The organism is uncultured Shewanella sp. (assembly GCF_947497935.1).
Lineage (GTDB): Bacteria > Pseudomonadota > Gammaproteobacteria > Enterobacterales > Shewanellaceae > Shewanella.
In genome coordinates this window covers 87,691-98,259 of the sequence record NZ_CANMIO010000016.1, presented here as the reverse complement: position 1 = coordinate 98,259, position 10,569 = coordinate 87,691, and the positions used below count along the sequence as shown (strand labels likewise).

The following is a 10,569-nucleotide window of genomic DNA, read 5'->3' as shown; positions in this document are numbered from 1 at the left end:
CAATGTCGGTTCGGTTAAGTTATAACAGGTGTCATTCCAGTGCTTTATGCTATTTAGCCTTCGCCGTTTTCACGAGCAATCGCGCGGTACGCAATATCAGTTCTAAAGTAGACATCATCCCAATGGATAGCATCAACTAGCTTGTAAGCTGCTTGCTGTGCTTCGGTTACTGTATTACCGAGTGCGGTTGCGCATAATACGCGGCCACCATTTGTGACAACGTGACCGTCCTTCATGCTAGTACCTGCATGGAATACTTTCGCGTTGTTATCACCAAGAGTTAGACCATCAATCACATCGTGCTTGCGATATGCATCTGGGTAACCACCTGCAGCTAGCACTACGCCTACAGCTGCACGTGCATCAAATTCAGCAGTGACTTGATCGAGCTCGCCGCGAGTCGATGCTAGGCAAAGCTCAACTAAATCAGATTTGAGGCGCATCATAATTGGTTGAGTCTCTGGGTCGCCAAAGCGGCAGTTGTACTCAAGTACTTTGGCGCTGCCATCCGGTGCAATCATCAAGCCTGCGTATAAGAAACCAGTGTAAACATTACCTTCAGCTGCCATGCCATCAACAGTTGGGCGAATAACATGCTCAATAGTCCAGTCGTGAACCGCTTGGGTAACAACTGGCGCTGGAGAGTACGCGCCCATGCCGCCAGTGTTTGGACCATGATCGCCGTTATCACGGGCTTTATGATCTTGGCTAGTGGCCATAGCAAGAATGTTCTTACCGTCTACCATGACAATGAAGCTGGCTTCTTCACCTTTTAGGAACTCTTCGATAACTACGCGAGAACCCGCTTCACCAAACTTATTGCCAGCTAGCATATCTTCAATCGCAGCATCGGCTTCATTTTGATCGGCGGCGATGATCACGCCTTTACCTGCCGCTAGGCCGTCGGCCTTAATCACGATAGGGAAACCAGTCAAACCAGTTACTTGTTTAACATAAGCTTTAGCTGGCTTGATCTCGGTAAAGTTTGAGTAAGCCGCAGTTGGAATGTTGTGGCGGGCCAAGAAGTCTTTAGTAAAGGCTTTGGAAGATTCTAGCTGCGCAGCACCTTTGGTTGGACCAAAGATTGGCAGACCAGCTTCATTAAAGGCATCAACCACACCTAGTGCCAACGGCACTTCAGGGCCAACAATAGTGATAGCAACTTTTCGCTCTGTCGCAAATGCCACTAACGCTGAGATCTCTTCAACGTTAATCGCTACGTTTTCAAGCTTTGGCTCTAGTGCTGTACCAGCGTTACCTGGAGCCACATAAACAGTTTCCACTTGCGCCGATTGCGCCGCCTTCCATGCCAATGCATGTTCGCGACCGCCGCCACCTATAATCAATACTTTCATTTTTTAATCCTTAATCGCTTCTTCATCGGTCCTTGAACTGCATCCAACATACTCATGTATTGGCACTTTTTGCCAACAAGAATTTCCGTGTGTTTTCTTTGTTCAATAACCGATGACTTTGCGCTAAACGTTAAAAATCAATTTTTTGAAGCTTTAAGCAAAGGCTCTAAGGTGCAGAACCTAGAACCTAGAACCTAGAACCTAGAACCTAGAACCTAGAACCTAGAACCTAGGACCTAGGACCTAGGACCTAGGACCTAAAACCTAAAGCTTCATACAAATTAATGACGGAAGTGACGCATACCGGTAAATACCATTGCCATGCCGTGCTCGTCTGCTGCTGCGATGATCTCTTCATCGCGGATTGAGCCGCCTGGCTGGATGATACAACTGATACCAGCTTCTGCTGCTGCGTCGATACCATCACGGAATGGGAAGAATGCATCTGATGCCATTACAGAGTCTTGTACTTCTAGACCTTCGTCAGCGGCTTTAATACCAGCAACTTTAGCACTGTAAACGCGGCTCATTTGGCCAGCGCCAACGCCGATAGTCATGCTGTTCTTGGCGTAAACAATCGCGTTTGATTTAACAAACTTAGCAACTTTCCAGCAGAACATTAAGTCTTTCATCTCGCTTGCAGTAGGCTGACGCTTAGAAACAACTTTTACGTCGTCTAGACCAACCATGCCTTGGTCGCGATCTTGCAGCAATAAGCCGCCATTTACGCGCTTGTAATCTAGGCTGGTGGTCTTAGCTGCCCACTCACCACATTCAAGTAAGCGTACGTTAGCTTTAGCGGCAACAATATCGCGTGCTGCTTGGCTAACTTTAGGGGCAATGATCACTTCAACAAACTGGCGCTCAACAATTGCGCTTGCAGTTTCAGCATCTAACTCGCCGTTAAAGGCGATGATGCCACCGAAAGCTGACGTTGGGTCAGTTTGGAATGCACGGTTATAAGCTTCAAGCAGGTTTTCACCAATCGCTACACCACATGGGTTAGCGTGCTTAACAATCACACAAGCTGGCTCGTCGAACTCTTTTACGCACTCTAATGCAGAGTCAGTATCGGCGATGTTGTTGTATGAAAGTGCTTTACCTTGCAGCTGAACAGCAGTGGCAACAGAGGCTTCATCAAGATTGGTGTCAACGTAGAAAGCGGCTGTCTGATGGCTGTTTTCGCCATAGCGCAAATCTTGCTTCTTCACTAGTTGAGTGTTGTAAGTGCGTGGGAACTTAGAGTCTGCATGACATTCGTCGGTGCTATGTGCAGGCACTTTAGTGCCGAAGTAGTTAGCAATCATGCCATCGTAAGCAGCTGTGTGCTCAAACGCGGCAATCGCTAAATCAAAGCGAGTTTCAAGGGTAGTGCTACCTTCGTTCGCTTGCATCTCGGCAATTACGCGGCCGTAGTCGTTAGCGTTAACGATGATAGTGGTGTCTTTGTGGTTTTTAGCGGTAGAGCGAACCATAGTTGGGCCGCCAATATCAATGTTCTCGATAGCGTCAGCAAGGGTACAACCTTCTTGAGCTACGGTAGCCGCAAACGGGTACAAGTTAACCGCTACCAAGTCGATAGGTTTGATATTGTTTTGTTCCATTACGATTTCGTCGATACCGCGACGCGCTAAAATACCGCCATGCACTTTAGGGTGCAGGGTTTTAACGCGGCCATCCATGATCTCTGGGTGACCAGTATAATCTGATACTTCAATGACAGGCACACCATTATCAGCCAGCAGGCGTGCGGTGCCACCAGTAGAAAGTAGTTCAACACCTTGAGCATGCAGTGCTTGTGCAAACTCTAAGATTCCGGTTTTATCTGAAACGCTTAACAGCGCGCGACGAATAGGTCTGGCATTATTCATTGTAGGTACAGGGTCCAGTAGTTATTTTTAAGGATCTTTCGGAAAACAGAACAGTCTCACGCCTTATAGGCCTACACTGCTTTCCAAAAGTCCCTCAATACTCTCCCGTCACGGCGCGCGTATTTTAACGTAAATTTACACTCGGCGGTGTTTTTTTCTGCGCGATTTCACAATACGTTCAGCAGAACAAGCTTTCTTGTTTATTTAAGCGCAGAATAACTCTTGACCTTGGATACAACTCCAAGGTTTATACTCTAGCTGTTACAGTGACAAAAACCTGTTTGTTAGTTGGTTTTATCACTGGTGAATGCTTGAGCTTGAAGCTGGATTGCAAACAGAATTTTAAATTGATTTGGAGCTAGGCATGTATCGAATTGGTGAGCTTGCACAGCAATGTGAAGTTAAAGCTGACACCCTGAGGTTTTATGAAAAACATGGTTTGTTGGCGCCGTCATCGCGCACCGATTCTGGTTACCGTATTTATACGGAAGCTGACGCCGAGCGCTTGCGCTTTATTCTGCGCGCTAAGGCTGTGGGGTTCACGCTTGCTGAGATCACCGAGCTTTTGTCGATTGAATTAGATAAATCCAATTGGGCCTGCGCCGATGTAAAAGGCATGGTCGATGATAAATTGGCAAATGTCGAAGCTAAAATCGCTGAGCTAAACCACTTTCAATTGTCTTTGCAGCGTTTGTCGCAAGCCTGTTGCGGTGGGCCTGAGAGTGCCGAGCACTGCTCCATACTCGAAGCGTTAGAGTCGAATACCGACAGCATCCGCTGTGAAAATGATAAGCATAGTCATGATAAGCAGCAGTTCACCAGAACTTGCACTGATAAATCGAGTGCTGAATCGAAAGCTAAATCGAAAGCTAAATCGAAAACTTAGAATACACGTGAGAAGTCGTTATGTTATTTGAAAACTTTATTGAGTTGTTTCTAGAGTCTGCCCCATGGCTATTACTAGGCTTAGTATTAGCAGGTATGCTGAAAATGTTTGTGCCAATGGCGTGGATGCAAAAGCAATTAGGCGGTCACGGCTTTAAAACTGTGGTTAAGGCGGCGGTACTAGGTGCACCTTTACCCTTGTGTTCTTGCGGTGTTATCCCTGCAGCTGTTGGACTGCGTCGTAACGGCGCATCTAAAGCTGCAACCACTTCATTTTTAGTCTCAACGCCTGAAACTGGCGTGGATTCGGTAACGGTTTCTTATGTATTGCTTGGTCCTTTTATGGCCATTGTTAGACCGATAGCTGCGGTAACCAGTGCAATTGTGGCGGGTCTATTGGTTGGGCGAGATGACGATGACGGCAAGCCTGTTGCTAGTGGAGCTGCTGACTCAAAAGCTGCGCCTGTGGCATCTTGCTGTAGCAGTAAAAAAGTAGAGCCAAAAGTTGAGCCTAAGCCTGAAAAGTCGTGCTGCTCAAGCAAAAAAACCACAGAAGTGAGCATGAAGCCGGCTGCAGATGCGAGCGTGATGGCGATGAAAGCACCAGAAGTAGCGACAAAGCCTGCATCTTCTTGTTGTTCGAGTAAGAAAGCACCGGTTGTTGCCCCTGAGACTGCAGATAAATCATCGTGCTGCAGCAGTAAAAATACTGAGCTTTCTAGCCTTAGCCATGCAAGCGGTGAAGCCGAAAGTTGCTGCGAGTCGACCAAAGATGTGGCCACTGAATTAAAAGGCACCTCAGTGATTAGCCGGATAGGTAAAGGCCTGCACTACGCGGCGACAGATCTAGTCCGCGATACGACTGTTTGGTTGTTGATCGGTTTGTTCTTCGCAGCATTAGTGCAGACATACGTACCTGCCGACTTTATGGCTAAGTGGGGTGATGGTATTTTGGCAATGTTAGTCATGGTGCTTATCTCTATCCCTATGTATATCTGCGCCACGGCCTCTACGCCAATTGCGGCAGGTTTGCTATTAGCGGGGGTTTCACCAGGTGCAGTATTAGTGTTTATGTTGGCAGGCCCTGCAACCAACATAGCGACCTTAGGTGTGGTCACTAAAGAGCTAGGTAAGCGTGCCTTATATGGCTATTTAGGTGGTGTATTAGGTGTAGCGTTAGTTTCGGGCATCTTGGTTAACTACCTGGTGGATACCTTTGGTTTTGTGGTGATGCCACAAATTGGTGAGCAACATGAGTTGTTACCAGCGAGTATCGTTTACACCTCAGGTGTGGTGCTGGCTATCTTAATGGCTAAGGTGTTTTTAGATAAACTACCTAAAAACTGGTGGCGTCGAGACTGTTGCTCTTAAGCACTAACTTGGCATACCCGATAAAGGCACTCATCTGAGTGCCTTTTTTATTTTGAGCATGTAATACTCTATAACTAAGTCAGTCTGAATCTATAAATTGAATGTGAGTAAGGCTGTCATTCGCATTCATTTACTTTGAAAATTATGTACAAAAGGACCTGTCATGAAAAAAGCCTTCGCCTTATTTTGTTTTGCGTTAGCCATTGCTGGTTGCTCTGAACCCTCTAATTTGGATGCTAATGGTAATTACGTAAAAGGCGTACATTATCGTGAGTTAGCTAATCCCATTCCCGCAAGCAGTAACGATATCACGGTAACTGAGTTCTTTTGGTATGGCTGCCCACATTGCGAGTTATTTGAAAAGCCACTGCACCAATGGCAACAAACTTTAGCTGATGGCGTGGTGCTGGTGCAGTCCCCGGCAGTGTGGAATGAAGCAATGAAGCTGCACGCTAAGGTATTTTTTATTGTGCAGCAGATGCCGGATAAGCAAAAAGTCCATGCCGCATTGTTTGAACAAATTATTGGGTTACGGGAAATAACCGACCTTAATATACAGCAAGCTAAACTGGCAGGATTTTTAGCGGGCTACGGCCTAAGCGAGCAAGAGTTTAACGATAAGCTTAACTCTGCAGATATTGTCTCTAAGCTTAAGCAGGCGATGCAGTTGATGTCTGCGGCAGAGCTCCAAGGTACACCGACTATTTTAGTTAATGGTCGCTATATCATTTTAAACGGGTCAGCAAATTCAGCAGAACAAGTCATGGATATTGCCAGTTACTTGGTTGAGCTTGAAAGGCAAAATTTGTTAGCCATGTAGACTCACATAACATTGGTTGTAAGCGTCATGTCTAGTGAAAAAGCTATAGTGATATTCGATGGTGCTTGCAACCTGTGTGATGGCGCAGTGTGTGTTATTACAAAGCATGATCCAAATAGTGTATTTGAGCTGGTAGCGTTGCAATCTATGCAAGGACGAGCACTTCTGAGCCAATATCAATTAACGGATGTGGCAATGGACAGTGTGATCTTGATAAAGCAGGGGCGCTACTATCTACGCAGTGACGCGATAATTGAAATTGCAAAGTCACTGAGCGGCGCACCAAGCCTAGCAAAGTACGTCGCTTTCTTTCCAAGGGGGTTGCGTAACGCTACATATAATTTTATTGCCAAACATCGTTATCGTCTATTTGGTCAAAAAGCGATTTGTCAGCTGCCTAAAAAGTAATTGCCTCAAGCTATCTCATAAAAAGCTTTGCTTAAGCCTCTCCTCTTAATCGCTCTATGCGATTACACGCACTAGCCCAGATTCTTACCCCGTCTCTTATATAACACCATTTGTACTGCAAACTTAGCGTGATGACTTGTTGAAAATAACCGCAAGAGACTGCGCCAAAATGGGACAAAACCGCTCTATCGATAAATCAGAGCTAAATTGTAGTAACGGCAAATTCACCTCTTTTTAGGCGTAAAACAATAATGCCGCATGCTTTGTAGGGTTTTAGTTGTGCCATATTGTCTAAAACTAAACTTAAAGCCTAAGGAATTGGTGTTGCGTTACGCTGGCGTTAATTCCTTCCATAGCCGCTTTATCCTTTGCTGTAGGTACTTTCACGTTCTTTTTGAGTAATGGTATGCCTCGAGTTGATTCATCTATTTAACATCTTAAACTTGTTGTCTGTGAGACATAATGTCTTTTTTGTGTTGGTCATAAAGTCCAGTCTTGGTGTTTTGCTTTATTTTGGCTTTTAATTCTGATGGTTGTTGTTGTTTTTGTCTTTTTTAGCTTTTAATTCTTCCATTGCAACCCTTTCTTTGTGTTTATTCTGTAGTGGTTTTTGTGTGATATTGATCGCGTGTAATAAATTGTTCGTATATCTGACTTTGGGGATAATCCTTTCGCGTTAATGAGTCGGGTTCGGCTTTATGGGCTTCAGTATTTTACGTAAGTAGAACTGCAGAGTGTCCACCCAATGTCGCAAGGCTCAGTTAACGAAAACCAAAACTACAGCACCGAGATGAGAAAGTCGGTTCTAAGTAGAAAATACTAATTGTGTGAGGGTGATATGGACAGACGACAGTTTTTTAAACTGTGTGCCTGCGGAGCGACCACATCGGCAATATCAGCGTTGGGATTAATGCCCGGCACTGCGATGGCTGCGCCTCGTGAGTATAAGTTGATGAAAGCAAAAGAAACCCGCAATAACTGCTGTTATTGCTCAGTGGGTTGTGGCTTGTTGATGTACAGCCATGGCAGCAACGGTAAAAACGCTGAGAAAGCGATTTTCCACATTGAAGGCGACGCTGACCATCCGGTTAACCGCGGCGCATTGTGTCCTAAAGGTGCTGGTCTAGTCGACTATGTAAATAGCCCTAACCGTAACCATTTCCCTGAAGTACGTGAGCCAGGCACTAACGAGTGGAAGCGTATCAGTTGGAACGACGCATTTAGTCGTATCGCCCGTCTGATGAAAGACGACCGCGATGAAAACTTGATTGAAAAGAATAGTGATGGCACCACAGTAAACCGTTGGTTGAGTACCGGCATGATGACTTCATCTGCACAACCAAACGAAGGTGGTTTTATTACTCACAAGTTTGCTCGTTCTCTTGGCCTAGTGGCCATCGATACTATTGCGCGTAACTGACACTCCCCAACGGTAGCAAGTCTTGCTCCAACATTTGGGCGCGGTGCCATGACCAACCACTGGATCGATATTAAGAACTCAAATGTCGTGGTGATCATGGGCGGTAATGCCGCTGAAGCACATCCTGTCGGTTTCGGTTGGGTAACGGAAGCTATGGAACACAATAACGCCAAGTTGGTAGTTGTGGATCCACGCTTTAACCGCAGTGCAGCATTAGCTGACTGCTATGCACCACTTCGTAGTGGTACTGATATCGCATTCCTTCTAGGTCTATGTCGATACCTCATTGAGACTAAACAAGTTAACTACGAGTATGTCAAAGCGTATACCAACGCTAGCTACATTATTCGTGAAGATTTCGAATTCAATGAAGGCCTATTTAGTGGTTTTGATGACAAGAGTCGTACATACGACAAAGACTCTTGGTACTACGAATTAGATGAAGATGGTTATGCCAAAGTCGATGAAACGTATGAGCACCCACGTTGTGTGTGGAACTTATTAAAGCATCACGTTGACCGTTACGACTTTGAAACCGTAAGCAATATTACCGGTACGCCAGTTGAAGATTATGAAAAAGTTTGTGCGCTAATTGGTAGCACCCACGTTCATGATAAAGCGGCGACCTTCATGTATGCATTGGGCTGGACCCACCACACTAAAGGCGCACAGAACATCCGTTCTATGGCATTAGTGCAGTTGCTACTGGGTAATATCGGCGTATTGGGTGGTGGTGTTAACGCACTACGTGGTCACTCAAACGTACAGGGCGCAACCGACATGGGTCTGCTATGTCAGAACCTGCCAGGTTACTTAAAGCTACCAAATGATAACGACACAGATTTAAGCACATATTTAGAAAACTATACGCCTAAGGCGCTGCGTCCAGGCCAAACAAACTATTGGTCTAACTATCCTAAGTTCTTTATCTCACAGATGAAGAGTTTCTGGGGTGAGAACGCGACTGCGGCTAATAACTTTGGTTATGACTGGTTACCTAAGTGGGACTTACAGTACGACTTCACCAAGCACATCGACATGATGTACAAGGGCCAAGTTAACGGTTACTTCGTGCAAGGGGTTAACGCGATTAACTCTATGCCAAACCGTAACAAGACTTTAGCGGCATTATGCAAGCTGAAGTACCTAGTGGTGATGGATCCGTTAGCGACAGAAACCTCAGTATTCTGGCAAAAAGCCGGTGAGTTTAACGACGTACAACCAAGCGAAATTCAAACAGAAGTGTTCCGCTTACCAACCACGTTATTTGCTGAAGAAGAAGGCTGTATCGTTAACTCAGGTCGCTGGATGCAGTGGCACTGGAAGGGCGCGAATCCGCCGGGTGAGTCTAAGCCTGATGCCGAAATTTTATCTGGCATCTTAATGAAGCTGCGTGAGCTGTATAAAGCTGAAGGCGGTGTATTGCCTGAGCCGATTGAAGCGGTTAACTGGGCTGGCTACCACAACCCATACTTCCCACACGGCGAAGAAGTGGCAAAAGAGCTTAACGGTATCGATCTTAAAACCGGCAAACAGCTTGATAGCTTTAGCCAGTTAAAAGATGACGGTAGTACGTCATGTGGTTGCTGGATCTACTCTGGTAGTTGGACCGAAGACGGCAACATGATGGCACGTCGTGATAACTCTGATACGTCAGGTAAAGGTATCACCCCTGGTTGGGCATTCTCGTGGCCACAAAACCGCCGCGTACTGTACAACCGCGCATCGTGTGACGTTAACGGTAAGCCATGGGATCCAAAACGTGTAATCGTTGAGTGGAACCACGGTAAGTGGCACGGCATCGATGTGGGTGACTTCAATATGACGTTACCACCAAAAGAGTCGGCGCATCCGTTCATTATGCAGCCTGAAGGTGTGGGTCGTTTCTTCTCGCTAAAACTACTGGCAGAAGGTCCGTTCCCTGAGCATTACGAGCCGATGGAGTCACCAATTGGTACTAACCCATTACACCCTAATGTGATTAGTAACCCTGCGGTACGTTTGTTAGAGGGCGTGGAAGAGACATTGGGTTCACATACTGAATTCCCATATGTGTGTACCACTTACTCGCTAACCGAACACTTTAACTTCTGGACGATTCACTGTCGTTTAGCGGCGATTTCTATGCCTGAAACTTTCGTTGAACTAGACGAAATCTTAGCGGCGAAGAAAGGCATTGCTAATGGCGATTGGGTCAAGGTGAGCTCTAAGCGCGGTAGCTTGTTAACTAAGGCTTTAGTCACTAAGCGTCTGCAGCCACTGAAAGTTCACGGCCAGATGGTACACACAGTGGGCTTACCACGTCACGGTGGCCATAACGGTCTTACACGTAGAAGTTATAGCTGTAACGTACTGACCACGGAAGTGGGTGATGCGAATACCCAGGTACCTGAATTTAAGGCGTTCCTAGTGGATATCGCTAAGGCTGAGGGAGTTTAA

At 46.0% G+C, this 10,569-nt stretch carries 7 protein-coding genes; 5 read left to right on the top strand and 2 right to left on the bottom strand.

Features of this window, described 5'->3' with window-relative positions:
• Positions 1-53 precede the first annotated feature (53 nt).
• On the bottom strand, positions 54-1,355 hold the full coding sequence (purD, locus tag Q1A86_RS16505; RefSeq protein ID WP_299808826.1) for a phosphoribosylamine--glycine ligase: 1,302 nt from the start codon (positions 1,353-1,355) through the stop codon (positions 54-56).
• Between the two features lie 281 nt (positions 1,356-1,636).
• The gene (gene purH / locus Q1A86_RS16500; protein WP_299808823.1) at positions 1,637-3,226 is read right to left on the bottom strand and encodes a bifunctional phosphoribosylaminoimidazolecarboxamide formyltransferase/IMP cyclohydrolase; all 1,590 of its coding nucleotides are present in this window, start codon (positions 3,224-3,226) and stop codon (positions 1,637-1,639) included.
• A 364-nt stretch (positions 3,227-3,590) separates the two neighbouring features.
• Here purH and zntR point away from each other — a divergent pair, with 364 nt between their 5' ends.
• From zntR to fdnG, 5 genes are all read left to right on the top strand, one after another.
• Complete coding sequence (gene zntR / locus Q1A86_RS16495; protein ID WP_299808820.1) at positions 3,591-4,112, top strand: Zn(2+)-responsive transcriptional regulator; 522 nt, start codon at positions 3,591-3,593, stop codon at positions 4,110-4,112.
• A gap of 20 nt (positions 4,113-4,132) precedes the next feature.
• A complete protein-coding gene (locus Q1A86_RS16490; protein WP_299808817.1) occupies positions 4,133-5,482 on the top strand; it encodes an SO_0444 family Cu/Zn efflux transporter in 1,350 nt (449 codons plus the stop codon).
• 163 nt (positions 5,483-5,645) lie between these two features.
• A complete protein-coding gene (locus tag Q1A86_RS16485; protein WP_299808814.1) occupies positions 5,646-6,302 on the top strand; it encodes a thiol:disulfide interchange protein DsbA/DsbL in 657 nt (218 codons plus the stop codon).
• Positions 6,303-6,329: 27 nt separating this feature from the next.
• A complete protein-coding gene (locus Q1A86_RS16480) occupies positions 6,330-6,710 on the top strand; it encodes a thiol-disulfide oxidoreductase DCC family protein (RefSeq protein ID WP_299808812.1) in 381 nt (126 codons plus the stop codon).
• 838 nt (positions 6,711-7,548) lie between these two features.
• Positions 7,549-10,569 carry a formate dehydrogenase-N subunit alpha gene (gene fdnG / locus Q1A86_RS16475; protein ID WP_299808809.1) on the top strand — a complete coding sequence of 1,007 codons (3,021 nt, stop codon included), beginning with the start codon at positions 7,549-7,551 and terminating at the stop codon, positions 10,567-10,569.

What these genes read in the sequence shown, in the direction of transcription:
- purD (WP_299808826.1), bottom strand. Translation starts at nt 1,355, where the DNA reads ATGAAAGTATTGATTATAGGTGGCGGCGGTCGCGAACATGCATTGGCA.
- purH (WP_299808823.1), bottom strand. Translation starts at nt 3,226, where the DNA reads ATGAATAATGCCAGACCTATTCGTCGCGCGCTGTTAAGCGTTTCAGAT.
- zntR (WP_299808820.1), top strand. Translation starts at nt 3,591, where the DNA reads ATGTATCGAATTGGTGAGCTTGCACAGCAATGTGAAGTTAAAGCTGAC.
- Q1A86_RS16490 (WP_299808817.1), top strand. Translation starts at nt 4,133, where the DNA reads ATGTTATTTGAAAACTTTATTGAGTTGTTTCTAGAGTCTGCCCCATGG.
- Q1A86_RS16485 (WP_299808814.1), top strand. Translation starts at nt 5,646, where the DNA reads ATGAAAAAAGCCTTCGCCTTATTTTGTTTTGCGTTAGCCATTGCTGGT.
- Q1A86_RS16480 (WP_299808812.1), top strand. Translation starts at nt 6,330, where the DNA reads ATGTCTAGTGAAAAAGCTATAGTGATATTCGATGGTGCTTGCAACCTG.